Below are 24,835 nucleotides of genomic sequence, written 5' to 3' on the forward strand. Positions count from 1 at the left end.
GATTGCGATGGGCTTCGCCTCTATTCAGAGCGGGCTGCCCGTCTCTGGTGAGCGCAGCGCCGCCCGTTCATGGCGGTCAGCGGCGGCGTAGAGATCCTGGGCAAAGCGGGGATCACTCCTTTGTACATCGTCAGCCATGGCGCGCAACTGGTCGGCTTCCTGCCGCGCAGTCAGGACCGTGGACACAGGCTGACGGCTCGGCATGGCTGCAGACCACAGTGCCGCCGCCAGTCTGGCAACCGATGCAGCCAGCGAATGGAGGGCATTGCCTGCATGCTGGAACTGGTCGTGGGTGAAGTTTTTGGTTTGCAGTGCGGTGATGGTCATAACGGCTTATCCTTTGAAAGTAGAGCTATGTTGCACTGCAGTATAGGGTAAACCCTAGGTTAAGTAAAGCGCCTTTCCTTAGTCGTTCAACCTATTCACAACACCCATGACATGGCTGCGCTTTACCGGGTGCCGCATCGCCATTGAATACAACGGAGTCGGTATATACCCTTAAACAGGCGGTTTGTCGTTGATAAATGCCAGTTGCTGTATACACTGCGTATCCATGAATGGCTGGAATTCGTCTTTTCTTCTTGTACGCCGGGTCTGTTTTGACGACCCGGCTCCAGGCATGGCGGCGCCGTTGCCCCTGATGTGTCGGATGGCTGGAGGCAGGCCGTGACCCTTACATCAGACCCGCCGGCGGCCGAGATGCCGGAAGAGGGCGGCTCGCAGGTCGTCAAGGCACAGCTCAGGCTGCGCGAGATGATTCTGGCCGGTGAATTGCCGGGCGGCGCCCGTATTGCCGAGCTTTCGATTGTCGAAAAGCTTGGCGTTTCGCGCACCCCCATCCGGGCCGCGCTGATGCGGCTGGAGCAGGAAGGCCTGCTGGAGACCTTGCCCAACGGTGGCTACGCGGTGCGCACTTTCTCGGAACGTGACGTGGCCGATGCCATCGAGCTGCGCGGCACCATCGAAGGCATGGCCGCGCGGCTGGCCGCCGAGCGCGGCGTGGCGCCAGTGGTGCTGGCGGAAGCCCGCGAATGCCTGCGCCAGATCGATGACTTGCTGCGGGAAGCGGCGCTCAACGACGATGCCTTTTCTCGCTATGTGGTGCTCAATGAAAAGTTTCACACCCTGCTGGGCGAGTTGTCGGACAGTCCGTTCATGCGCCGTGAGCTTGAGCGTGTCTCCAGTCTGCCGTTTGCCTCGGCTTCAGCTTTCGTGGTCGTGCAAGCCAACTCGCCGCAGGCCAGGGACATGCTCATCGTGGCGCAGGACCAGCACCGCCAGGTGCTCGACGCCATTGAAAACCGCGAGGGCGCGCGCGCCGAGGCCATCATGCGCGAACACTCCCGCCTGGCCAAGCGCAACCTGCGCGAAGCCGTGCGCAATCCCCAGCACGAGCAGATGCCCGGCGTGCGCCTGATCCGCAAGCGAAGCCTGAAAGAATGGTCTGCGTGACATCGCGTCCGTCAACACCGGACAAGCGGCAACCCTGAACCCCCGATTTTTTTGGAGACAACAAGCATGCAAAAACGCCTTTTCCTCAACGCCATCGCCCTAGCCACCCTGACCTTCACCGCCACGGCCACCCTGGCGCAGGACAACACCTTCAAGATCGGACTGATCCTGCCGATGACCGGCCAGCAGGCCACCACGGGCCGGCAGATCGAGGCCGCCGCACGCCTGTACATGGCGCAAAACGGCGACACCGTGGCCGGCAAGAAAATCCAGCTGATCGTCAAGGACGACACCTCGCTGCCCGATGCCACGCGCCGCCTGGCGCAGGAACTGGTGGTCAATGACAAGGTCAATGTGCTGGCCGGCTTCGGCATCACGCCCTCGGCGCTGGCCACCGCGCCGATTGCGACCCAGTCCAAGACACCGATGGTGGTGATGGCGGCGGCCACGTCGAGCATCACGCAGGCTTCGCCTTACGTGGTGCGCACCAGCTTCACGCTGCCGCAGGTGTCGGTCGCGCTGGCCGACTGGGCGCCGAAGAACGGCATCAAGAAAGTCGTCACGCTGGTGTCCGATTACGGCCCCGGCATTGACGCCGAAAAGTATTTCAAGGAACGCCTGATTTTCAACGGCGGCCAGGTGACTGAAGCGCTGCGGGTGCCGCTGCGTGGCCCAGACTTTGCGCCCTTCCTGCAAAAGGTCCGGGATGCCAAGCCCGATGCGCTGTTTGTGTTCGTGCCGTCGGGCGCGGGCGCGGCGGTGATGAAGCAATTTGCCGAGCGTGGCCTGGACAAGGCCGGCATCAAGCTGATCGGCACCGGCGACGTGACCGATGACGACCAGCTCAACGACATGGGCGATGTGGCGGTGGGCGTGGTCACCTCGCACCATTATTCGGCGGCCCATCCGTCGGCGCTGAACAAGAAGTTTGTCGAGGCCTTCTCAAAAGCCAACAAGGGCCTGCGTCCGAACTTCATGGCCGTTGGCGGCTACGACGGCATGCGCGTGATCTATGAAGCCTTGAAGATCAGCAAGGGGCAGGGCGGCGGCGATGCGCTGCTGGCCGGCATGAAGGGCCAGATTTTCGAGAGCCCGCGCGGCAAGATGTTCATCGACGCGCAGACGCGCGATGTGGTGCAGGACATCTATCTGCGCAAGGTCGAGAAGAAAGACGGCCAGCTCTACAACGTGGAATTCGACGTGATCAAGGACGTCAAGGACCCGGGCAAGGCCAAGTAAGGACGTGGCTAAGCACGGGAGTTCACATCCGTCATTCCCGCGCAGGCGGGAATCCAGCCGTATTACGAATAGCCGAGCGCCGTACTGGATTCCCGCCTGCGCGGGAATGACGGGAAGGAAAGTTATGTCTTGCCACGTCCTTTGTACATCTTTCAGTTCAAAAGTTGACCCAACACACCACTTCCCATGCTGACCATCCTTTTTGACGGTATTGCCTACGGCATGCTGCTCTTCATCCTCGCGGTAGGCCTGGCGGTCACCATGGGGCTGATGAACTTCATCAACCTGGCGCACGGCGCCTTTGCCATGGCCGGCGGCTACATCACGGTGCTGCTGATGCAGCGCTTCGGCGTGCCGTTCCTGCTGTGCCTGCCGCTGGCCTTCATCGGCTCGGCGCTGCTGGGCGGCGTTCTCGAACGCACGCTGTACCGCCCGCTGTACCACAAGCCGCACCTGGACCAGGTGCTGTTTTCCATCGGCCTGGTTTTCATGGCGGTGGCCAGCGTGGATTATTTCGTCGGCTCGACGCAGCAGATCATCCAGCTGCCTGAATGGCTCAAGGGACGCACCGAACTGGGCAGCGGCGACTGGATGCTGGGCATGGGCCACTACCGGCTGTTCATCATCGCCGTGTGCGCCGCGCTGACCGTGGGCTTGCAGTATGTGCTGGCCTACACCCGGTTTGGCAGCCGGCTGCGGGCCTCGGTCGATGACCAGCGCGTTGCCGCCGGCCTGGGCATCAATGTGAACATGGTGTTTCTCACGACCTTCGCCGTGGGCTCGGGACTGGCCGGCCTGGGCGGCGCGCTGGGCGCCGAGGTGCTGGGGCTGGACCCGAGTTTTCCGCTGAAGTTCATGGTGTACTTTTTGATCGTGGTCGCCGTGGGCGGCACCTCGTCCATCACCGGGCCGCTGCTGGCCGCGCTGCTGCTGGGCATTGCCGACGTGGCCGGCAAGTACTACATCCCCAAGCTGGGCGCCTTCATCGTGTACAGCCTGATGATCGCCATTTTGATCTGGCGCCCGCAAGGCCTCTTTGTGCGCAAGGGAGGCAAGTGACATGAACGCCCCACAACAATCGCTGCTGAATGACAGCCGCTTCAGGCCCTGGGAGCCGGTGCTGTGGCTGCTGGCCTTTGCCGCGCCGGTGCTGGTGCCCAGCCACGCATCGATCATCAATGAAATCGCCATCGTCGCGCTGTTCGCGGTGTCGCTGGACCTGATCCTGGGCTACACCGGCATTGTCTCGCTCGGCCATGCCGCCTTCTTCGGCATGGGCGGCTATGCGGCCGCGCTGTTCGCCAAGCTCGTCATGCCCGATCCGCTGGTCGGGCTGGCCGTCGGCATAGTCACGGCGACGCTGCTGGGCGCGGCCTGTTCGTTCACCATCATGCGCGGCAGCGACCTGACGCGGCTGATGGTCACGCTGGGCGTCGGCCTGATTCTGCTGGAGCTGGCCAACAAGCTGGACTGGCTGACCGGCGGCGCCGACGGGCTGCAGGGCGTGGTCATGGGGCCGCTGCTCGGGCAGTTCGAGTTCGACCTGAGCGGCCGCACCGCCGCCTGGTATTCGCTGACGGTGCTCTTGGCGCTGTTCGTGCTGCTGCGCCGGGTGGTGCATTCGCCGTTCGGCGCAACGCTCAAGGCGATTCGCGACAACCGGCTGCGCGCCATGGCCATCGGCATTCCGGTCAACCGCAAGCTGGCCGTGGTGTACACGCTGGCCGCCGGCGTTGCGGGCGCCGCCGGCGCGCTGATGACGCAGACCACCGGCTTTGCATCGCTGGATCTGTTCGAGTTTCACCGCTCGGCCGACGTGATGCTGATCCTGGTGATCGGCGGCACCGGCTGGCTGTATGGCGGCGTTGCCGGCGCCATCGTCTTCAAGCTGATGCAGGATGCGCTGTCGTCGATCACGCCGCAGTACTGGACGTTCTGGATTGGCCTCTTTCTGGTGGTGCTGGTGCTGGTCGGCCGCGAACGGCTGATCCGTCCGTGGACCTGGTTTTCACGCGGAGGCAAGGCATGAGCACTGATCAAATACATCGCAACGACGCCGACACGGTGCTGTCCGCGCAAGGGCTGGTGATGCGCTTTGGCGGCATCACCGCCACCAACAATGTCACGCTGAACCTTAAAAAAGGCGCGCGCCATGCGCTGATCGGCCCCAACGGCGCGGGCAAGACCACGCTGATCAACCTGCTGACCGGCGTGCTGCAGCCGACCGAGGGCCGCATCACGCTCGAAGGGCAGGACATCACCGGCCTGGCGCCTTACCTGCGGGTGCAGCGCGGCATGGTGCGCACCTTCCAGATCAACCAGCTGTTTGACTCGCTGACGCCGCTGCAAACCCTGGCGCTGACGGTGTCGCAGCACCGGGGGCTGGGAACGAAATGGTGGCAGGCCCTGGGCCGCAACCGGCAGGTCGCCGAGCGCTGCGACCAGCTGCTGGCGCAGTTTCACCTGACCGAGGTCATGAACCAGCCGACGCGCGTGCTGGCCTACGGCAAGCGCCGGCTGCTGGAAATCGCGATTGCGCTGGCCTGCGAGCCGCGCGTGCTGCTGCTCGACGAGCCGGTGGCCGGCGTGCCCGCTGGCGAGCGCGAGGAACTGCTGCAAACCGTGGCCGCGCTGCCCGCCGAGGTGTCGGTGCTGCTGATCGAGCACGACATGGACCTGGTGTTCAGTTTTGCCAACTTCATGACGGTGCTGGTCAACGGCACCTTGCTGACCGAAGGCACGCCCGAGGAAATCGCCAACGACCCGCGCGTCAAGGCGGTGTATCTGGGTCATGGCGAGGAGGCCCACCATGGCTGAACTGTTAAAGGTCGAGAACCTGCGCGCTGGCTACGGCCAGGCTGTCGTGCTGAACGATGTGTCTCTGTCGCTGGACGAAGGCCAGACGCTGGCCCTGCTGGGGCGCAACGGCACCGGCAAGACCACGCTGATCAACACGCTGGCCGGCGCCACGCGCCAGCATGGCGGCAGCATCATGCTGGGCGGCATTGCCCTGCACAAACTGCCATCGCACGAGCGCGCGGCGGCCGGCATCGGCTGGGTGCCGCAGGAGCGCAACATCTTCAAGTCGCTCACGGTGCATGAAAACCTGACGGCGGTGGCCCGGCCCGGCCCCTGGAACCCGGACCGGGTGTACAAAATGTTTGCGCGCCTGGCCGAACGCAAGACCAACCTGGGCACCCAGCTGTCGGGCGGTGAGCAGCAGATGCTGGCCGTCGGCCGCGCGCTGGTGCTCAACCCCAGGCTGCTGCTGCTCGACGAGCCGCTCGAAGGGCTGGCGCCCATCATCGTCGAGGAGTTGCTGCGAGCCATTGCCCGCATCACCCGCGACGAGGGCCTGTCGGCCATCATCGTCGAGCAGCATCCGCAGGCCATCCTGGCGATCAGCCACCGCGCGGTGGTGCTTGATCACGGCACGGTGGTGCACAGCGGCAGCGCAGAGGCCCTGCGCGAGCAGCCCGAACTGCTGGACCGCCTGCTGGGCGTCGCCCGGGCCTGACCCGACCCCCCAGTTTTTATCTGCATCAAGAAAGGTCAAACATCATGTTCCCCAAAAACACCTGGTATGTCGCCTGCACCCCGCAGGACATCGACGACAAGCCGCTGGGCCGCAAGATTTGCGGCGAGCGCATCGTGTTCTATCGCGCCCAGGAAGGCCTCGTGGCGGCGCTCGAAGATTTCTGCCCGCACCGGGGCGCGCCGCTGTCGCTTGGCTTTGTCAGCGAAGGCAAGCTGGTCTGCGGCTACCACGGCCTGGAGATGGGCTGCGACGGGAAAACCATCGCCATGCCCGGCCAGCGCGTGCGCGGCTTTCCGCAAATCCGCAGCTACCCGGTGGAGGAGCGCTACGGCTTCATCTGGGTCTGGCCGGGCGATGCCGCGCAGGCCGACCCGGCAAAAATCCCCCATCAGGACTGGTATGACAACCCTGAATGGGCTTACGGTGGCGGCATGTTCCACATCCACTGCGACTACCGGCTGATGATCGACAACCTGATGGACCTGACGCACGAGACCTATGTGCATTCCGGCAGCATCGGCCAGAAGGAAATCGACGAGGTGCCGTGCAAGACCACCGTCAATGGCGATGAGGTGGTCACCAGCCGCTTCATGGAAAACATCATGCCGCCGCCGTTCTGGAAGCTGGCCCTGCGCGGCAACAACCTGGCCGACGACGTGCCGGTGGACCGCTGGCAGATCTGCCGCTTCACGCCGCCCAGCCATGTGATGATCGAAGTCGGCGTGGCCCATGCCGGCATGGGCGGTTACGACGCCCCGCCAGAGCACAAGGCCTACAGCATCGTGGTGGACTTCATCACGCCCGAGACGGAAACCTCGATCTGGTATTTCTGGGGCATGGCGCGCAAGTTCAACCCCAGGGACAAGGCGCTGACGGCCACCATCCGCGAAGGCCAGGGCAAGATTTTTGGCGAAGACCTGGAAATGCTCCAGCGCCAGCAGCAAAACCTGCTCGACTACCCGGAACGCAGCCTGCTCAAGCTCAATATCGATGCCGGCGGCGTGCAGTCGCGCAAGATCCTGGACCGCATCATGGCCGAGGAGCAGGGCGTTGGCGCTGCCTCGGTCAGCGTGTCCGCCAGCGCATAAGGAAACGCCATGAGCATGACCTCCACAATCTCCGTCCGCGTCGCCCGCAAGCAGCGGGAAGCCGTGGACATCTGCACCTTCGAGCTGGTTGCCGAGGAGGGCGGACCGCTGCCCGCCTTTTCCGCCGGCTCCCATGTGGACGTGCAGCTGCCCGGTGGCCTGACCCGCCAGTACTCCCTGTGCAATGACCCGACTGAAAGCCACCGCTACCTGATCGGCGTGCTGCGCGACCCGGCGTCGCGCGGCGGTTCCCGGGCCATGCATGACCAGGTCGCCGAAGGCCAGGTGCTGCAAATCAGCGCGCCCAACAACCACTTTCCGCTGGCGCACGACGCCCAGCGCCACCTGCTGCTGGCCGGCGGCATCGGCGTGACGCCCATCCTGTGCATGGCCGAGCGGCTGGCCAACACCGGCGCCGACTTCGAGATGCACTACTGTACCCGCTCACCCGAGCGCACCGCATTTCACCAGCGCATTGCCGGCTCCGGTTTTGCGCCCAAAGTGCACTTCCACTTCGACGATGGCGCGGCCGGCCAGAAGCTGGACATTGCGGCGCTGCTGGCCGCCCCGGCCAGCGGTGTGCATCTGTATGTCTGCGGGCCGAAAGGCTTCATGGATGCCGTGCTGAACACGGCGCGCGCGCAAGGCTGGCCCGAGGCGCAACTGCATTACGAGTTCTTCGCCGGGACGGTGGAGAAATCCGACAGCGACGCCAGCTTCGAGGTCCAGCTGGCCAGCTCCGGCCGCATCGTCATGGTGCCCAGCGACAAGACGGTGGTGCAGGCCCTGGCCGATGCAGGCGTGGACGTGCAGGTGTCGTGCGAGCAAGGCGTGTGCGGCACCTGCCTGACCCGCGTGATTGAAGGCATCCCGGACCACAAGGACATGTACCTCACGCCCGAGGAGCAGGCCGCCAACGACCAGTTCACGCCGTGCTGCTCACGCGCCAAAACGCCGAGGCTGGTGCTGGATTTGTGAGGCTCAGGGGGTGGTTTTTATCGGCTTGGGCCTGATGGCTTTGCCCCGGATGGGCAGTGCCATCGGGCAATCGGCCGGTACGCATCGCCCGCCGCGCCGCCAGGCAAGGCTTATCCCAACTCAAAGCTCGTGATGCCATAGACCCGCTCGATGGCGCAAGCCGGCACCGCGCCCCGGTACATACGGGCGGTTTCGAAGACGCGCTGCAAGCCCTGCCTGTGGGCCAGTTCCAGCGCGCCGGTATTGGGCATCGGCACATCCAGGAACACCGCGCTGCCTGCCGGCGCCTGCTGGCTGAGCGCGTCATACAGCGCGTTGGCGATGTCGGCGCGGTCGGCCACCAGCGGGCCGATCTTGTAGCCTTCGCGGCAGGGCCGTATCACGCCCCAGCCGGCCATGCGCCCCCGCTCTGTCCAGGCCAGGCCGCAGGCATCGGGCATGTCGATCCAGGCGCGCAAAAACGCCTCGCGCGGAGCTGGGAAAACACGGCGATCATCAGCACACAACGACGCGAAATCAATCGCCGCCAGCGGGCCGATCCGGGTGTCGGGTACTGCGGCCCGGGGTTGCGCCGTTCCCGAGAAGCGCACGTTCTGCCAGGCCAGTTCGAAGCCCTTGCGGCGGTAGTAATCCTGCTGGGCCGGTACGCCATCGAGACCCACGACGCGTCCCGACAGCCGGGCCATGCCGGCGTCCCAGAGCGAGCGGCCGATGCCCTGCCCGCGCCAGTCCGGCGCAACGATGAACAGCCCAATAAAGCCGAACGCTGCGCCATACGAGACGGCGCTGATGCAGCCCAGGACACGGCCAGCAGATTCAGCGACCAGAAAGCCTTGCGGGTCGGCCGAATGAAAAGCGTCGCCATCGTGCAAGCCCGGGTTCCAGCCCTCGCGGGCCGCCATCTCGAGCACAACCGGCATTTCATCGCGGCGCAGGGTGCGGTGGGTGAGGTTCATGCGTGCATTATTGCGGGCAAAGCAAAGAAACCTGCCAGGTTGAATCCGTGGCTTGAGGTGGAAACAAGCTCAGCCGCCTGCCTGATCCGCGTGATTGAAGGCATCCCGGACCGCCAGGACATGCACCTCACGCCCGAGGAGCCTGAACATTGGGAGGGATGGGCGTGTTCATCGTGCCTGAAGCGAACGTCTATAAATCTCAATTTGAATGTCTCAGGTGCAGCGCAAGCGGGTACTCGTGGGTGGCAGCTTTCTGGATGTTGATAACGGCTGGTTGGTTGTTACGTCTTCAGGCTGGCATCACAAACGCTTGCCGGTCGATGTTTTTCAGTGGCACAACCGGCACACCGGCACTGAGCAAGCATGTTCGCCGTGCCAGTGTGTCAGGTGTACCGACAGGAACTACCGGCAACTCAGCCGAGTTGACCGCTACTGTTGGAAACTTACAACAACCGGCATCCACGAAAGCCGGGGTGGTTCAACAAGCCGTAATGGGTAGATTGGATTTAATTCCAGCTGGTATGTACGCTGTCGAACATACAAACTGTCCTTGGTTCCTAATACTTAGATTTCCGCGAGATCTCTGCCATAGGTGGTGAATCAAGCCTGACCTGCCCCTGGAATCCAATGATGCATCTTTCTTCCGACCCCCAAGCCAAACAGATGCTTGCCGCGCTGCCCGATGACGAGTGGCAGCGCTGGCCGCCGCAGCTTGAACGCGTAAACATGCCTCTGGGTCAGGGGTCAAACTTTTTGACCAAGGGCAGCTCCATGCTGACAAGCCATCAGCTGGCTCCCCATGGCACCTTGCAGCCCATGTGGCCGGGCTTCCTGACGGGCCAGACGGAGCAGCCGGTTCGTGTCCTGCTGGTCGATGACGATCCCCACATGAGCCGTGTGATTGCCCACGAATTGCTGGGGGATTTGCGGATCAACCTGCTGGGCCAAGGCCGCAGCGTGCGGGAGGGCCGCCGCCTGATCAGCCAGAACGAGTTCGATGTGATGCTGGTCGACCTGAACCTGGGCGACGGCAGCGGCTTTGAGCTGATCGAGTACATGAAGACCGTGCGCCCGATGGCGGAGGTGGTCGTCATCTCGGCCATGGAAGACGAGCAGCATGCCCTGCATGCGTTTGAACTGGGTGCCACGGGCTACCTGGTCAAGAACTCCTGGTTCGGCAACTTCCCCCAAGCGATTCTGCAGGTGGTCAACGGCGGAGCTTCGATCACGCCCAGCCTGGCGCGCCGGCTGCTGAGCAAGTTCGAGCCGCCTCAAGCCAATGTTGAGCCCCTGCCCGTGAACCAAGGCAAGGACAACAAGCTGTCCGAGCGCGAACAACAAGTCCTCAAGCTGGTCGCCTCGGGCCAAACCAGCACCGAAATCGGCGCACGGCTGGTCATCAGCGGTCAAACCGTCAACACGCACATCAAGAACATCTACCGCAAGATCAATGTGCGAAATCGTGCGCAAGCAGTCAGTTTTGCGGCCAACCACGGGCTTTTTTAGTTGGAATTGTCAGCACACATCTAATTGTTGTTCTTGCCCCTGTACTGCTGGCATTCGCAGGCGCAGCCCTAACCGTCTCCACTGCATTAGATATTTACTCGAAGTGGCGAAAACGACGAAACGCTTGAACCGGAGAAATCTGAAGGTCGGCTTCCAGTCTGAGGACTAAACCGCTCGCGCGGTAGTCCGCCGCCAAGGCCCCGGTGCTTGTTAAACATCGCGTCCCTGTCTATGTTGGCGAGCGAGGCAATCGGCCTCGTTCTTCGACAGGAGCACGATCATGATCCCTTCGACCCAAGCCATCTCGCCGCTGCGCCAGCGCATGCTCGACGACATGCGCATGCGCAAGCTCGAACCCAAGACCCAGGCCGCCTACGTTCGCGCGGTGCGATACCTCGCCGGCTTTCTAAGACGCTCGCCCGACACAGCCACCGTAGAGGATTTGCGGCGGTTCCAGTTGCACATGACCGATCGAGGCATCTCGCCGATCACGCTCAACGCCACCATCACCGGGCTGAAGTTCTTCTTCGACGTCACGCTCGACCGGGGCGAGCTGATGGCCCGAATGAGCTACGTGCATGTGCCCCAGAAGCTGCCCGTGGTGCTCAGTCGCGACGAGGCTGCGCGCCTGATCGCTGCGGCCTCCAACCTGAAGTACCAGACGGCCCTGTCCATCGCGTACGGCACCGGGCTTCGGGTCAGTGAGATCGTGGCGCTCAAGGTCGGCGACATCGACAGCCAGCGCATGACGCTGCGCGTCGAGCAGGGCAAGGGTCGCAAGGACCGCTACGCCATGCTCTGTCCCTTGCTGCTGGAGCGGCTGCGCGCCTGGTGGCGAGTCGCCCATGCCCAAGGCAAGATGCTGCCGGGCGGCTGGCTGTTCCCCGGCATGAACCCGGTGGATCCATTGACCGCACGCCAGCTCAACCGCGCCGTGCACGCCGCCGCCGAAGCGGCCAGGATCGACAAGCGCGTCTCCATGCACACGCTGCGTCACAGCTTCGCCACCCATCTGCTGGAGCAGAAGGTGGACATCCGTGTGATCCAGGTGATGCTCGGGCACAAGAAGCTGGAGACCACCTCGGTCTACACCCATGTCGCCACCGAGGTGCTGCGCGAGGTGGTCAGTCCGCTGGAGATGCTGCAGCCCGCGTAGGTTGTCTTGCGTGGCGCACCCCGCCCTGGAGGTTGCCGACATCTTTCGCACCCACGGTCCCGATTGGCGCAACGCGCAGCAGGGTCACCTGAGCCTGGGCCAGCTCAAGGTCATGTCGGCCATCGAGCAGTGCCGCAGCGCGGCGCTGGGGGGCCATGTGTTGTGCTGCGAAGGCTGCGGACAGGACCAGATCGCCTACAACTCGTGCCGCAACCGGCATTGTCCGAAGTGTCAGGCCAGTGCGGCACAGCGCTGGCTCCAAGCGCGTCAAGCCGATCTGCTGCCGGTGGACTACTACCACGTCGTATTCACCTTGCCCGCGCCGATCGGCGCCATCGCCTACCAGAACAAGGCCGTGCTCTACGCGCTGCTGTTCGACGTGGCCGCCGAGACCTTGCTGACCATCGCGGCGGATCCGAAGCACCTGGGCGCCAGCATCGGTGCGACCCTGGTGCTGCACACGTGGGGGTCGGCGTTGACGCATCACCCGCATGTGCACGGGATCGTGCCGGGCGGCGGTTTGTCGCCAGGCGGCGAACGTTGGGTCGCCTGCAAGCCCGGGTTCTTCCTGTCCGTGCGCGTGCTGTCGCGGCTGTTCAGGCGACGCTTCCTCGAAGCACTCACCCAGGCGCATCGCTCCCATCGGTTGCGGTTCTTCGGCGAGCTCGCTGCTCTGGCCGACGCGCGCGTGTTCGCCGACTGGCTCTGTCCACTGCGCCAGTGCGAATGGGTGGTCTATGCCAAGCGCCCGTTCGCCGGCCCCGAAGCGGTGCTGGCCTATCTGTCGCGCTACACACACCGGGTGGCCATCTCCAACAGCCGGCTTCTCGCCATGGACGAGCGGGGCGTCACGTTCCGCTGGAAGGACTATCGGGCCGAGGGCCGCACGCGCCACAAGACGATGACGCTCGATACCGATGAATCGCCACAGCCTGATGTATCGCAACCCGAGATCGTGGCTTGGAAGCAAAAACCAACTCAGCCGCCCATCAGCCCCACCGGCGGCTTGCCGGGCCGGCCCGGAATCATCGCCAGCATGTGCCCGGAAATGCCGCCGTCCACGACCAGGTTCTGGCCGGTGATGTAGCCCGCGCCCGCGCTAGCCAGAAAAGCCACCGCCGCGCCCACGTCTTCGGCCCGGCCGATGCGGCCCAGCGGCACCAGCGCTTCGCGTTTTAAAAGCGTGTCCGCATCCTGATACACCGCCTCGGTCAGCGGCGTGCGGATCATGCCGGGACAGACGGTGTTGACCCGGATGCCGTCGGTAGCCCATTCCTGCGCCAGCTGGCGGCACAGCATGATCAGCGCGGCCTTGGCCGCCGAGTAGGCGCCATAGCCGGGGTGCGGCGACAAGCCCGACATCGAGGCAACGGCGGTGATGCTGCCGCGCGTGCGCGCCAGCGAGTCACGGGCCGCCTGCGCCAGCAACCAGGCCGAGCGGGTGTTGAGGTTGAAGGTGGTGTCCCACTGGGCGACCGGCAAATCGGCCAGCTTGCCGGGGCCGGAAGCGCCCGCGTTGCAGACGAGCGCCGTCAGGTCGCCGCCCTGGGCTTGCGCCTGTGCCACCAGGGCGGCGCACTGGGCCGGGTCGGTGATGTCGCCGGTCACGCCGCTGGCGGTCGCGCCGGCCGCCCGCAGTTCATCGAGCAGGCGGTCGAGCCTGTCGCCGGACTGCGAGGCAGCGGCGGCAATGTGAATCGCCGTGCCGTCCTTGCGCGCCTGCTCGATCAGCGCAAGGCAGATGCCCCGGCCAATGCCGCCTGTGGCGCCGGTGACGAGTGCATGAAGTGGAGAAGGCGAGGTCATGAGTGTTTTTCCATAGGAGATGTCAGTACTGCGTCATGGCGCCCGACACGCGCTGCACGATTAAAATAATATGGATGAATCATGGCTTTGCACAATACCAGCGGGCGTATGCAGCTATTGTTTTACTAGCATTGTGAGCCATGGCCGGTCGCGCTCAAGCCGTCCGGTAGTGCCGCAGCGTGGCCGCGATGCCGTCCGCCAGGGAGGTGATCTGGCGCCCGGGCAACAGCTGCTCCAGCCCTTCCTCGCTCAGGCCGGGGGCAATCGTCAGCGGCGGGCCTTCGGCTTGCAACCGGGCGCCCGGCTCCTGGCGGCGGATTTCGGCCATGACCTCATCGACGGTGGCGGTTTGCCCGATCAGGTTGTACACGCTTGCGCCTTGCACGGGCGTGAGCAGCGCCTGCTCGAAGGCCTGGGCCACATCGTCCACATAAATCAGCCCGGCCGCGCCGGTGTAGCCCAAGGTGTAGGCTTCGCCGCGCGCGGCGGCGCGGCAGGCCAGGCTGGGGCCGGCGCTGACGCCGGTTTCGCGCCCCGGCCCGTACACGACAAAGGGCCGAAAGCCGATGCTGGCGATTCTCCGGTCATGCCAGTAAGCCCGCGCCGAGCCTTCGGTGGCGAGCTTGAAGGCGCCGTAATGCGTCATCGGAAAGGGGTGCCGCGCATCAATCGGGCCATAGACGCCGGCCGAGCTGGCATAGACCACCTGCTTGACGCCTGCGGCCTGCGCTGCCTCGAAGACATTGAGCGTGCCGATCAGGTTGATCCGGGCGCCGCGCACCGGGTTGGCTGCGCAGTCGGGCGTCAGCACGCCGGCCAGGTGGATCACGCCGTCGCAGCCCTGCATCGCCTGGCCGACAGCCTCGCCATCGGCAATGTCGCCCACGCGCCAGTCGAGCTGGTGCGCCACGTCGCCGGCAATGGCGGCCACCGTCTGCCTGCGGTCATGGATGTCGAACACCCGCGCCTCCAGGCCCCGGGCGTTCAGGCGGCGGATGATCCAGGCGCCCAGAAAACCGCTGCCTCCGGTGATCAGTACACGTTTCATGGGGAGTTTCTCCTGCGTCATGGCGCGGGCCGGCAGACGCTTGGCTCTGCGGGGTCATCGGTGGCGGCCAAGTTGTTTTGATAGACGCTGACATCGGCGTCGAATTCGGTGACCTCCAGCTGGCAGCCCAGCCGGTGGTTTTCAAACAGCGGCCCCATGGCGGCAAGCATGGCGCCAAACAGCTCCTGCCGGATGCGCTGGCGCAGCGCCAGATTGCGGCCGGGCGCTATCCGCACGGTGATGTTGACAAAGCCGTTGCCGACCTGTCCGTTGCCCACGCGGTACTCGCCCATGGCCTGCGCGAAGGTGCGGATGCCCCAGACCGGAAAGATGCCTGAATCGACGGCGGCCTGGTGAACCTTGTCCACCAGCCGCCCCTTGATCACCGCGTCCGCCAGGCTGGCGGTGTAGTCAATCTGGATGTGCGGCATGAACGGCCCTTACATCTTGCACAGCGGCGAGGGCGCGGGGATGATCGACGGCGGGAAGGTGTGCTCCACCACCGGGCGCAGCACGCCATCGACCACCTTGGCGCGGCCCACGTAGTTGGGCAGCAGCAGCTGGTTGTCGGCCGCGCGCATCGTCAGGTTGCCGTAGAGGGTGTCGAGCTGGGCGCCGCGCAGGGCCTTGCTGACATCGGCGGGCTTGACGCTCTTGGCCAGCTTCACGCCATCGAACATCACCTGAGCGCCGTTGTAGGCCTGGCCTTCGTTGTCGGTCGGCAGGCGGTTGAACTTGGCTTTCCAGGCCGTCACGAAAGCCTTGTTGCGCGGGCTGTCGATGTCCGGCGTGTAGGCCGTGGTGCCCGGCGTGCCTTCGAGCGCCTTGCCGGTGCCGTTGATCATGAAGTTCTGGATCAGCGAATGGCCGATCAGCTTTGTTTTCGGAATCAGGCCGAATTCCTCGGCCTGCTTGACGAAGGCAATCGCGTCGCGGCCGGTTTCGGCGACCCAGATGGCGTCCACGCCGGAATCTTTCAGCTGCGCGATGTAGGGCGAGAAGTCCTTGGTGCCCATCGGCACGTACAGGCTCAGCGGCACGCTTTTGCCGGAAGTTTCAGCGGCTTTCTTGAAGGATTCGCCCGAGTCGCGGCCCCAGACATAGTCGGCGGCCAGCACGGCGAATTTCTTTTCCTTCAGGCTCTTGGCCCACTCGTTGATCATGGCGATGTCCATGGCATCCGAGTGGTTGGTGCGAAAGCTGCGCGCCCTGCAGGTGTCGCCGGTCAGCTTGTCGGACTTGCTGGCGACGATGAAATAGGCTGCGTCCCAGCGGTCCAGGTTCTGCGCAATCGCCAGTGAAATCGACGAGGGAATCGCGCCAATCAGCAGGTTGTGGCCGTCCCTGGCGAGTTTTTCGGCGACGCGGCGGCCGGCGTCGGGCGTGCCCTCGTCGTCGCCGCTCTGCACCTCGACCTTGCGGCCATCGACGCCGCCCTTGGCATTGGCCTCGTCAATCGCGAACTGCACGGCGCGCATCACTTCCTCGCCCTGCTGGGCAAACACGCCCGACTTGGACGACACCAGGCCGACCTTGACCGGCTCCTTGCCTTGCGCCATTGCCGCCAGGGGCAGGGCGCTGACCAGGGCCAGGGCAGCGAGCGCGCGCTGCAGGGGTTTCATCTTGAACATTTTTGTCTCCAATTTCTAGACACCGGAAGCGGTCCGGCGGCCGTTGCTTCAATAAAGGGGGGTCAAACCATCACATGGGTTTCAAGGTCTTTCAGGCTTTCGCGCGTGTTCTCGACCGGCCCGTGGGCCACCACCGAACCCTTGGCCATGGCGCAGTAGCGCTCGGCCACGCGCACCACCAGGCTCATGTTCTGCTCGATCAGCAGCAGCGCCGTGCCCTGGCTGGCGACCTGGTTGAAGATGCGGGCCAGCTGATCGACGATCACCGGGGCTAGCCCTTCGGTCGGCTCGTCGAGCAGGATCAACGACGGGTTGGCCATCAGCGCCCGGCCGACCGCCAGCATCTGCTGCTGGCCGCCCGACAGCGCCGTGCCCGGTGTGTGAGCCCGCTCCTGCAGGATGGGAAACAGCTTGTAGACCTCGGGCACGTTCCAGTGCCCCTTGCGGCCCACGGCGGCGCCGAGCTGCAGGTTTTCTTCCACGCTCAGGTTGGCGACGATGCGCCGGCCCTGCGGCACCACCACCACGCCATGCTGGGCGGCCATGTAGGGGCGCGGCTTGTGCAGCGCATGCTTGCCCAGGTGGATCTGTCCGCCCTTGAGCGCGGCCAGTCCCAAAATGGTGTTGACCACCGTGGTCTTGCCGACGCCGTTGCGGCCGATCAGAGCCACGCGCTCGCCGGCGTTCACGCTCAGGCTCAGGCCGTGCAGGATGTGGGCCGAGCCGTAAAAGGCGTTGATGTTGTCGAGGGTCAATAAGGCGGTCATGCGGCGCTCCCAAGATAGGCTTCGCGCACGCGCGGGTCGGCGCGCACGGCGGCCGGCTCGCCGCTGGCGATGACACGGCCGAGTTCAAAAACGGTCACGACATCGGAGATGCCGAAGACCACGTCCATGTCATGCTCGACCAGCAGCACCGACACGTTCCAGCGCGAGGTCAGCGCCTTCAGGTGCCTGGCCAGGTCGTGCGACTCCTTGACCGACAGGCCGGCCATCGGTTCGTCGAGCAGCAGCACGCTGGGCCGGCCCACCAGCGCCAGCGCCAGGTCGAGCCGGCGCTGCTCGCCGTAGCCCAGGTCTTCGGCAATCACATCGGCCATCGGCATCAGGTCGAGTTCCTCCAGCACCGCGTCCGCATCGGCGCCGGAATCGGCCACGCCCATCTTGTGCGAAGCCAGCTCCACCTGCCGGCGCACCGGCATCTGGCCAAAAATGCTGGTGCGCTGGAAGCTGCGCGACAGGCCGCGCATGCGCCGGGCCACCGGGCCAAGCTCGGTCACGTCCTGGCCGCCGAGCTGGACCTTGCCGCGCGTCAGGCGCACGCGGCCGGTGATGGCATCGATCACGGTGGATTTGCCGGCGCCGTTGGGGCCGATCAGGCCGCGGATCTCGCCGCGCCTCAAGGTCAGGGACACCCCGTCCACGGCCTTGACGCCGCCATAGTGAATCGCCACGTCGTCGGCTTGAAGTACAAATTCGCTCATGGGGATTTCCTTTCAGTGTGCGGTGCGGGCGGCGGGTGCCGACGGCTTGACCGGTTTGGCCTGAGTCGCTTGTGCTGCCTGCGCGGCGGCTGCGCGGGGCTGGCGTTTGCCCTTGAACAGGCGGCCCAGCGCCCCGGCCAGGCCGGTCGGCGAAAAGACGATGACGGTGATCAGCGCAATGCCGAAAATCGCCATCCAGTGATTCGCGTAGTCGCCCAGCACGTCCTTGGCCAAAAAGTACACGATGGCGCCCAGCGCCGGTCCCCACAGCGCCTTGTAGCCGCCGACGATGACCATCATCAGCGCCACGCCGGACACGCTCCAGTGCAGGCTTTCTGGCGAGACAAAGCCGGTGTTCAGCGCCGTCAGCGTGCCGGCCACCGACGTGATGCCGGCCGACAGCGCGAACAGCGCGGCGCGCGGCAGCAGGGTGCGGATGCCGATGAAGCGGGCGCGTTCCTCGTTGTCGCGCACCGCCTCGGTGATGGCGCCGAAGCGGCCATGCAGGCCCAGCGCCAGCCCGCCCATGCACACAATCAGCACGGCCCAGCTCAGCATGAACATGTGGCCCGGCTGGACAATCGCCGACATCGGAAAACCGAACAGCGTGGCGGGCCACTCGATGTTCATGCCGTCCGCTCCGCCGGTCAGGCCGCGCGAGCGGTTGGCGGTGAGGAAGAACATCTGGCCGACGGCCAGCGTCAGCATGCCGAAGGCAATGCCCGGCACCCGGACAATCACCAGGCCGAGCAGGAAGGCGAAGCCCGTGATGCCCAGCACCGCCAGCACGATGGCCGCTTCGGCCGGCACTGCCTTGAGCTGCAGCAGGATGCCGATGATGTAGCCGGCCGAGCCGAAGTAGGTCGCATGGCCGAAGCTGGCCATGCCGTTCTGGCGCAGCAGCAGGCCCACGCCCAGGGCAAAAATGGCAAAAATCGTCGCCTGCGTCAGCAGCGACAGCACGGTGCCCGAGCTGACCCCGAAGGTCAGCGCCAGGCCGGCAACCAGCGCGGCCCCGGAGAATGAAAAGATGCGTGAAATGGACATGATTGAAAAGTCTTTCAGGTGCGGCTGCCGGCAAAGCCCGCAGGCTTCCACAGCAAAATGGCGACCATGAGCGCAAACGGCAGCACGGCGGACAGGTTGGGCAGGTACACGGCGCCCAGCGACTGGATCAGGCCCAGCACCAGCGCCGCCACGAAGGCGCCCGACAGGCTGCCCAGCCCGCCGATCACCACGACCACGAAGGAGTCGATCAGCACGTCGCTGCTCATGGACGGCGACAGCGCCAGGAAGGGTGCGGCCACCACGCCGGCCAGGCCAGCCAGCGCGGTGCCCAGGCCGACCACGCCGGCGCTCAGCGCATCGGTGTTGACGCCCTGCATGGCGGTGGTGGTCGGGTCGGTGCTGGAGGCGCGCACGAACAGGCCGATGCGCGAGTATTTCAGCCACAGGCTCAAGCCCAGCGCCACGCCCGCGCCGACCGCGATCACCCCGATGCGGTAGGCCGGCACGGCGGTGCCGAACAGATTCACCGAGAAATTCAGCGCCTCGGGCGTGGCCACCGACAGGTTGCTCTTGCCCCAGACGGTCTGCACGAAGTCCTCGATCACCAGCAGCAGGCCGAAGGTGACCAGCACCACGGTCAGCGGGTCGCGGTCCTGCAGCAGCCGAAAGCCGTAGCGGTCCAGCAGCACGCCAAAGAGCGCCATGATGGCCGGCACGGCGACCAGCGCGACCCAGAAATTGCTTTGGCTGGCAATGGTGAAGCCCAGGTAGGCGCCCAGCATGTAAAGCGAGCCGTGGGCGAAATTCACCACGCGGCGCAGGCCGTAGATCAGGGCCAGTCCCGAGCACATCACGATCAGCAATGCGCCGTACACCAGGCCGTTGAACAGGTTGATGGTCAACATGTTGTTTGTCTCCTTTGTCTTCGTTGAAATAGGGTTTTGCGGACTGCGGTTGCGGCCTTCAGGCCAGCTCGTCCGCCAGCTCGGGCAGCGCGCTTTCGGTCGCGCCGAAAGCCGTCCAGCCGCCATCGACCGGAATCAATGCGCCGGTCACATAGCTGGCGCGGTCGCTGGCCAGGAAGGCAATCACTTCGGCAATCTCGGCGGGCTCGGCCATGCGGCCCAGCGGTGTGCGGCGGCGGATGGCGGCGGCGTCAATCGCGCCCTTGCGCTCCAGCTCGGCGACCAGCGCGGTGCGCACATAGCCGGGCGCCACGGCGTTGACGCGGATGCCCGCGCGCGCCCATTCGCTGGCCATGGCGCGGGTCATGCCGAGCACGCCGGCCTTGCCCGCGCTGTAGGCATTGCGCGCCGGCAGGCCGGTGCTGCTTGCAATCGAGCCCAGGTTGACGATGGCGCCACGGCCCCGGCCAGGCACGGGCGCGGCCTGCAGCATGTGCCTGGCGACGGTGCGGCTCATCAGAAAGGTGCCGCGCAGATGCACGGCCAGCACGCGGTCGAAGGCCTGCACGCTTTGCTCCGTCGTCGGGCCGGTCTGGTCGCCGATGCCGGCGTTGTTGACCAGCGCGTCGATGCGGCCAAAGCGCGCCAGCACGGCCGCCACGGCGGCTTCCACGCTGTCTTCCGAGGTCACGTCGCAGCCCAGTCCCAGGTGGATGCTTCCGAGTTCGGCGGCGCGGGCTTGGGCTGCGTCGGCGCGCAGGTCGAGCAGCGCCACGCGCAGGCCGTCGGCCGCCAGCCGCTGCGCCGTGGCCCAGCCGATGCCGTCGGCCGCGCCGGTGACGATGGCCACTGCTGCCGCTGGGTTGGGGGTGACAGGTGCAGGGGGCGCTGCATTCCGGGGTTCAGGCATGGTGTGTCTCTTTATAGGAATGGGTCGAATGGTACATAAAACTGGAATACTATTCAAGTATTGAATTTAATTCCAATTTTTTGAATTCGGTAATACCCTTGCTCGTTCACGCTTCAGCGCGTGAAACTGCGCAGGCTGGGCAGATCGACCGCCCGGATCAGCCGCGTCTCCTGCGCCGTGATCAGGTGCCCGGAGGCCGACATGTAGGCCGCAAAGTCCGGGTGCGTGTCGCGGGCATTGCAGCGCTGCTCGTAATCGGCCAGGCTCTGGTAGGCCCACAGGTGCACGAACTGGTTCAGCGGACCGACCTGGCTCACATACATGCCGACCGGGTTGCCCAGCGTCTGCAGCAGGATGGGCATGGCCAGCCGGTCGAACACTTCCAGGAACTCGGGCATCTTGCGCAGCGCAATGGTGTAGATGCGGTGATCGACCAGCGGCAGGGCGAGGTTGAGGGGCGTCATGCGGGAACTCCTGCCTTGTCGGCGATGTGGTGGGCGGTGAGGTAGCCAAACGTCATGTTCGGCCCGTGGGTGATGCCGGCGCCGGGGTAGTTGCCGCCCATGATGCTGGCGCGGTCGTTGCCCACGGCGTAGAGGCCGGCGATGGCCGTGCCGTCGCGCTTGAGTACCTCGCCAACGACGCTGGTCTTGATGCCGTCGAAGGTGCCGAGGTCGCCCATGACGACCTTGACCGCGTAGTAAGGCCCGCTTTGGACAGGCGCGACGCAGGGATTGGGCTTGTTCTCGGGGTCGGCCAGGTAGCGGTTGAAGGCCGTGCGGCCGCGTCCGAAGGCCGGGTCCTGGCCCTTGACGGCGCCGACGTTGTAGTCGCGCACGGTGGCTTCGAGCCCGGCCGGGTCGATGCCGGCGTTTTTCGCCAGTTCGGCCAGCGTGTCGCCCTTGATCAGGTAGCCGTTGCGGATCAGGCCGCCCAGCGGCATCGGCGCGGGCTTGGCATAGCCCAGTCCGTACTTGCCCATGGTGGCCTTGTCGCAGATCAGCCACATCGCCGTGTCCTTCTGGCCTTCGCAGGCACGGATCATGGCCGCGCCCACGTCGTGGTAGGAATTGGACTCGTTGGTAAAGCGCTTGCCGGACCGAAGCACGCCGATGATGCCGGGCTTGTAGCGGTCCAGCAGGTGCGGAAACACGCCGAACTCGCCGTTGCCATAAGGCACCTTCGACACCGGCATCCAGGCGGCGGCGTCCTTGAAGCGGATATCGACCACGGCGCCTAGCACTTCAGCCATGCGCGTGCCGTCGCCGGTGTTGCCGAGCGGCGTCGGCGACAGGTGCTCGCCGCCGCGCTGCAAATGCGGATAGGCCTTGGCGATGCGCTGGATGTCCTGCGGAAAACCGCCGCAGGCCAGCACCACGCCCTGCCGGGCGGTGATGCGGTAGTCGCCTTCAGCGCTGGCAATGCGCGCGCCGACGGCCCGGCCCTGCTCCATGATGATTTCCCTGGCCGGGCTGCTGGTCAGGATCGGGATGCCCAAATCCAGCGCCGACTGGGCCAGGCGCGCGGCCAGCGCATTGCCGCTGGTCACGTTGATGGCGCGGCGGTACAGCGCCATTTCCTTCAGGTGATTCGCCAGCCGCTTCGCGACATACATAAAGGAGGTCAGCGACTTGGTGACCTGGAAGAAATGCTTCAAATCGGCGTTCGACGAGTTGAACATCATGCCGATGAAGGTGATGGTCTTCAGCGGCAGCTTGAGCCGCGCCATGTCCTTGCCCAGGCCGCGAATGTCATAGGGCTCGGCCAGGATGGAGCGGCCGATGGGGGCGCCGCCCGGCATGTCGGGGTGGTAGTCGGGGTACATCGTCGGGATGAATTTCATCGCCGTCTCGCGCTCGAAGAACTCGACCATCTTCGGCCCGTTGTCGAGGAAGGCCGCGACTGCCGCCTCGTCGTAGAACGCGCCGGTCTCCTGCATCATGTAGGTGCGAACCGCCTCGCGGGTGTCGGCCGGGTTCTGCTTGCGGCCATGCGGCCCCAGCGGAATCCACAGCACGCCGCCGGACAGCGCGGTGGTGCCGCCGAACACCGGCTCTTTCTCGATCACCACCACGTCCAGGCCGCGCTTCTTGGCGGTGATGGCCGTGGCCAGGCCGGCAGCGCCGGAGCCGACGACCAGCAGGTCGCATTCAATATCTCGTGACATCTTGGGTTCTCCAGGGGGATGGTTCAGGCGTGGGCGGCGGGACGGGACTGGTTGAAGCCGGGGCGCGGCACCATGTCCATGAGCATCGAACTCATGCCGCCATCGACCACGATCTCGGCGGCGTTGACATAGGCCGAGCGCGGGCTGGCCAGGAACAGCGCCACATCGGCGATGTCCTGCGGCTCGCCGACGCGCCGGCTGGCCGTGACGGCGGCGCGCTTTTGCTCGAAGCCGGGTTCTTCATAAAACCGGGCCGACAGCGCGGTGCGGATCATGCCGGGGCAAATCGCATTGCTGCGAATGCCCTGCGGACCCCATTCCACCGCCATCTGGCGCGACATCAGCAGCACGCCGGCCTTGCTGGCGCTGTAGGCGCCGCTGCCGGTCTGCGGGAACAAGGCAGAGATCGACGCGACATTCACGATGCTGCCCAGGCCCGCCTCGCGCATCGGCTTTGAAAAAGCCCGGGCGCACAGCAGGTAGCCCGTCAGGTTGATGGACAGCACCGAGTTCCAGTCGTCCAGGCTCACGTCGGCCAGGCCGCCCGAGCGCAGCAGGCCGGCATTGTTGATCAGTGCATGGCAGGCGCCGAGTTCGGCCTGCACGCGCGCTGCGGCGGCATTCACGCTCGCTTCGCTGGCAATGTCGCAGGTCACGGCGATGGCGTCGGCGCCTTGGGCGCGCAATTCGGCGGTCACTTTTTCGCACCCCGCCGCGTCGCGGTCGAGCAGGGCGACGCGGGCGCCGACCTGCGCCAGGCTGAGCGCGATGGCCGCGCCGATGCCGCTGGCAGCGCCGGTGACAACGCAGATACGGCCCTCAAGGCCCAGCCAGTGGTGTGTGGAATCAAGCATGAAGTCTCCAGGAATTCGATGCTGGATTGTTGGCTTTTGACACCCTTCGTGCCTTGACGATTCAAGCGAGGTGCCGGACAATTCGTGCATTTTTACAATGAATAATGCCATGTTAAGGGTTATCCCTAGCTATGCTTTGTATGGCGACCAGGCGCAACCAGGCTGGAAAAACTCCTTCGATTTCGAATGGATTCCGCAGCGCTCAGGCCCATACAACTGGGAAATACGCCCGCATGTGCATGAAGCCTTCATCCAGATCCTGTACCTGACCCAGGGCTCGGTGGAGGTGTTGCTCGACAACGCCAAGTGGCGGGTTCTGGCGCCGTGCCTGCTGGTGGTTCCCGCACAAACCGTGCATGGCTTTCACTTCTCCGCCGATGTCAACGGCCCGGTGGTCACGGCCACGCAGCGGCCACTGGAATCGCTGGCGGCGCTGGCCATGCCCGAGTTGCTGCAGACCATCCGCAAGCCCGCCGTGATTTCACTCGACGCTGACGGCCGCCACGCCGAAGCGTTGATGCCGCTGTTCCTGGCCATCGAGCGCGAGGCGCGCCTGCATGCGATTGGCCAGTTCGCGGCCGGCATGTCGCTGCTGACCGCGCTGTTTGTCCAGGTGGCGCGCCTGGGCCAGGCCGGGGCGCCTGCGCCGCTGGCCGTCAGCCTGCGCAAGACGGCGCAGATCGAGAAATTCCGCGCGCTGGTGAACGACAACTTCAAGAAACGCCTGCCGATGGCGTTTTATGCCGGCCAGCTGGGCGTGACGCCCGGCCAGCTGTCGCGGCTGTGCCGCGAGGTGCTGGGGGCTTCCAGCCTGGAGGTCATCAATGCGCGCATCGTGCACGAGGCGCAGCGCGACCTGGTGTTCACCAGCAGCAGCATCCAGCAGCTGGCCGATGCGCTGGGCTTTGCCGATGAAGCCTATTTCGGCCGGTTTTTTCGCAAGCACACGGGGCTGACGCCAGGCGAATTCCGCACCCGCGCGCTGCAGAGCATGCTCAAGCCCGACACCTGGCCGGCTGCCGGGCCAGAGGCGGTTGCAGCGCCGGGGTGAAGCCGCTGGCCTTGCCCGTGGGATGGTGAAAATAGCAGCTCGTTCGCCGACGGTGAAGG

At 65.2% G+C, this 24,835-nt stretch carries 25 protein-coding genes and 1 pseudogene; 12 read left to right on the plus strand and 14 right to left on the minus strand.

Features of this window, described 5'->3' with window-relative positions:
• Positions 1-24 precede the first annotated feature (24 nt).
• Entirely contained in the window at positions 25-327 is a 303-nt protein-coding gene (locus ABLV49_RS07075; protein ID WP_349280917.1) for a hypothetical protein, read from the minus strand.
• A 372-nt stretch (positions 328-699) separates the two neighbouring features.
• On the opposite strand from ABLV49_RS07075, the gene ABLV49_RS07080 reads away from it, so the two are divergent.
• The 8 genes from ABLV49_RS07080 to ABLV49_RS07115 all read left to right on the plus strand — a co-directional run bounded on the left by ABLV49_RS07080 (position 700) and on the right by ABLV49_RS07115 (position 8,295).
• On the plus strand, positions 700-1,452 hold the full coding sequence (locus tag ABLV49_RS07080; RefSeq protein WP_349281642.1) for a GntR family transcriptional regulator: 753 nt from the start codon (positions 700-702) through the stop codon (positions 1,450-1,452).
• 66 nt (positions 1,453-1,518) lie between these two features.
• On the plus strand, positions 1,519-2,691 hold the full coding sequence (locus ABLV49_RS07085) for an ABC transporter substrate-binding protein (protein WP_349280918.1): 1,173 nt from the start codon (positions 1,519-1,521) through the stop codon (positions 2,689-2,691).
• A 186-nt stretch (positions 2,692-2,877) separates the two neighbouring features.
• Positions 2,878-3,750, plus strand: a complete 873-nt coding sequence (locus ABLV49_RS07090; RefSeq protein WP_349280919.1) for a branched-chain amino acid ABC transporter permease — start codon at positions 2,878-2,880, stop codon at positions 3,748-3,750.
• A 1-nt stretch (position 3,751) separates the two neighbouring features.
• Positions 3,752-4,720, plus strand: coding sequence for a branched-chain amino acid ABC transporter permease (locus ABLV49_RS07095; protein ID WP_349280920.1), 969 nt, complete (start codon positions 3,752-3,754; stop codon positions 4,718-4,720).
• Positions 4,717-5,508 carry an ABC transporter ATP-binding protein gene (locus ABLV49_RS07100; protein ID WP_349280921.1) on the plus strand — a complete coding sequence of 264 codons (792 nt, stop codon included), beginning with the start codon at positions 4,717-4,719 and terminating at the stop codon, positions 5,506-5,508. Before ABLV49_RS07095 ends, ABLV49_RS07100 begins: the two co-directional genes overlap by 4 nt.
• Positions 5,501-6,208 carry an ABC transporter ATP-binding protein gene (locus ABLV49_RS07105; RefSeq protein WP_349280922.1) on the plus strand — a complete coding sequence of 236 codons (708 nt, stop codon included), beginning with the start codon at positions 5,501-5,503 and terminating at the stop codon, positions 6,206-6,208. Before ABLV49_RS07100 ends, ABLV49_RS07105 begins: the two co-directional genes overlap by 8 nt.
• A gap of 44 nt (positions 6,209-6,252) precedes the next feature.
• Positions 6,253-7,317, plus strand: coding sequence for an aromatic ring-hydroxylating dioxygenase subunit alpha (locus tag ABLV49_RS07110; RefSeq protein WP_349280923.1), 1,065 nt, complete (start codon positions 6,253-6,255; stop codon positions 7,315-7,317).
• Between the two features lie 9 nt (positions 7,318-7,326).
• Positions 7,327-8,295 (plus strand): PDR/VanB family oxidoreductase, encoded by a 969-nt coding sequence (locus ABLV49_RS07115; RefSeq protein WP_349280924.1) that lies wholly within the window; start codon positions 7,327-7,329, stop codon positions 8,293-8,295.
• A 110-nt stretch (positions 8,296-8,405) separates the two neighbouring features.
• Here the strand turns inward: ABLV49_RS07115 and ABLV49_RS07120 are convergent, their stop codons facing one another.
• The gene (locus tag ABLV49_RS07120) at positions 8,406-9,251 is read right to left on the minus strand and encodes a GNAT family N-acetyltransferase (protein ID WP_349280925.1); all 846 of its coding nucleotides are present in this window, start codon (positions 9,249-9,251) and stop codon (positions 8,406-8,408) included.
• A gap of 771 nt (positions 9,252-10,022) precedes the next feature.
• On the opposite strand from ABLV49_RS07120, the gene ABLV49_RS07125 reads away from it, so the two are divergent.
• The 3 genes and pseudogenes from ABLV49_RS07125 to ABLV49_RS07135 form a co-directional block, all read left to right on the plus strand.
• Positions 10,023-10,757: a response regulator transcription factor gene (locus ABLV49_RS07125; protein WP_349281643.1), complete on the plus strand. Its 735-nt coding sequence runs from the start codon at positions 10,023-10,025 to the stop codon at positions 10,755-10,757.
• 280 nt (positions 10,758-11,037) lie between these two features.
• On the plus strand, positions 11,038-11,913 hold the full coding sequence (locus ABLV49_RS07130) for a tyrosine-type recombinase/integrase (RefSeq protein WP_349280926.1): 876 nt from the start codon (positions 11,038-11,040) through the stop codon (positions 11,911-11,913).
• A 10-nt stretch (positions 11,914-11,923) separates the two neighbouring features.
• Positions 11,924-12,835: pseudogene (locus ABLV49_RS07135) on the plus strand (IS91 family transposase); the annotation flags it as partial.
• A gap of 56 nt (positions 12,836-12,891) precedes the next feature.
• Here the strand turns inward: ABLV49_RS07135 and ABLV49_RS07140 are convergent.
• The 12 genes from ABLV49_RS07140 to ABLV49_RS07195 all read right to left on the minus strand — a co-directional run bounded on the left by ABLV49_RS07140 (position 12,892) and on the right by ABLV49_RS07195 (position 23,725).
• Positions 12,892-13,719, minus strand: coding sequence for an SDR family NAD(P)-dependent oxidoreductase (locus ABLV49_RS07140; RefSeq protein ID WP_349280927.1), 828 nt, complete (start codon positions 13,717-13,719; stop codon positions 12,892-12,894).
• 154 nt (positions 13,720-13,873) lie between these two features.
• Complete coding sequence (locus ABLV49_RS07145; protein ID WP_349280928.1) at positions 13,874-14,767, minus strand: NAD-dependent epimerase/dehydratase family protein; 894 nt, start codon at positions 14,765-14,767, stop codon at positions 13,874-13,876.
• 17 nt (positions 14,768-14,784) lie between these two features.
• Entirely contained in the window at positions 14,785-15,198 is a 414-nt protein-coding gene (locus ABLV49_RS07150; protein ID WP_349280929.1) for a 5-carboxymethyl-2-hydroxymuconate Delta-isomerase, read from the minus strand.
• Positions 15,199-15,207: 9 nt separating this feature from the next.
• Entirely contained in the window at positions 15,208-16,398 is a 1,191-nt protein-coding gene (locus tag ABLV49_RS07155; RefSeq protein WP_011802096.1) for an ABC transporter substrate-binding protein, read from the minus strand.
• Positions 16,399-16,460: 62 nt separating this feature from the next.
• The gene (locus ABLV49_RS07160) at positions 16,461-17,165 is read right to left on the minus strand and encodes an ABC transporter ATP-binding protein (protein ID WP_349280930.1); all 705 of its coding nucleotides are present in this window, start codon (positions 17,163-17,165) and stop codon (positions 16,461-16,463) included.
• Positions 17,162-17,881 carry an ABC transporter ATP-binding protein gene (locus ABLV49_RS07165; RefSeq protein WP_349280931.1) on the minus strand — a complete coding sequence of 240 codons (720 nt, stop codon included), beginning with the start codon at positions 17,879-17,881 and terminating at the stop codon, positions 17,162-17,164. The genes ABLV49_RS07160 and ABLV49_RS07165 overlap by 4 nt, the downstream gene beginning before the upstream one ends.
• Before the next feature lie 12 nt (positions 17,882-17,893).
• The gene (locus ABLV49_RS07170) at positions 17,894-18,928 is read right to left on the minus strand and encodes a branched-chain amino acid ABC transporter permease (protein WP_349280932.1); all 1,035 of its coding nucleotides are present in this window, start codon (positions 18,926-18,928) and stop codon (positions 17,894-17,896) included.
• A gap of 14 nt (positions 18,929-18,942) precedes the next feature.
• Complete coding sequence (locus tag ABLV49_RS07175; RefSeq protein ID WP_011802092.1) at positions 18,943-19,794, minus strand: branched-chain amino acid ABC transporter permease; 852 nt, start codon at positions 19,792-19,794, stop codon at positions 18,943-18,945.
• 58 nt (positions 19,795-19,852) lie between these two features.
• Positions 19,853-20,704, minus strand: coding sequence for an SDR family NAD(P)-dependent oxidoreductase (locus tag ABLV49_RS07180; protein ID WP_349280933.1), 852 nt, complete (start codon positions 20,702-20,704; stop codon positions 19,853-19,855).
• Between the two features lie 113 nt (positions 20,705-20,817).
• Positions 20,818-21,168, minus strand: coding sequence for an NIPSNAP family protein (locus ABLV49_RS07185; protein ID WP_349280934.1), 351 nt, complete (start codon positions 21,166-21,168; stop codon positions 20,818-20,820).
• The gene (locus ABLV49_RS07190; RefSeq protein WP_349280935.1) at positions 21,165-22,871 is read right to left on the minus strand and encodes an FAD-dependent oxidoreductase; all 1,707 of its coding nucleotides are present in this window, start codon (positions 22,869-22,871) and stop codon (positions 21,165-21,167) included. The genes ABLV49_RS07185 and ABLV49_RS07190 overlap by 4 nt, the downstream gene beginning before the upstream one ends.
• A gap of 23 nt (positions 22,872-22,894) precedes the next feature.
• Positions 22,895-23,725, minus strand: coding sequence for an SDR family NAD(P)-dependent oxidoreductase (locus ABLV49_RS07195; RefSeq protein WP_349280936.1), 831 nt, complete (start codon positions 23,723-23,725; stop codon positions 22,895-22,897).
• A 109-nt stretch (positions 23,726-23,834) separates the two neighbouring features.
• Between ABLV49_RS07195 and ABLV49_RS07200 the strand changes: the two genes are divergently transcribed.
• Complete coding sequence (locus ABLV49_RS07200; protein ID WP_349280937.1) at positions 23,835-24,776, plus strand: helix-turn-helix domain-containing protein; 942 nt, start codon at positions 23,835-23,837, stop codon at positions 24,774-24,776.
• Positions 24,777-24,835 lie beyond the last annotated feature (59 nt).

Origin of the sequence: Polaromonas hydrogenivorans (assembly GCF_040105105.1) — a bacterium.
Taxonomy (GTDB): Bacteria; Pseudomonadota; Gammaproteobacteria; order Burkholderiales; family Burkholderiaceae_C; genus Polaromonas; species Polaromonas hydrogenivorans.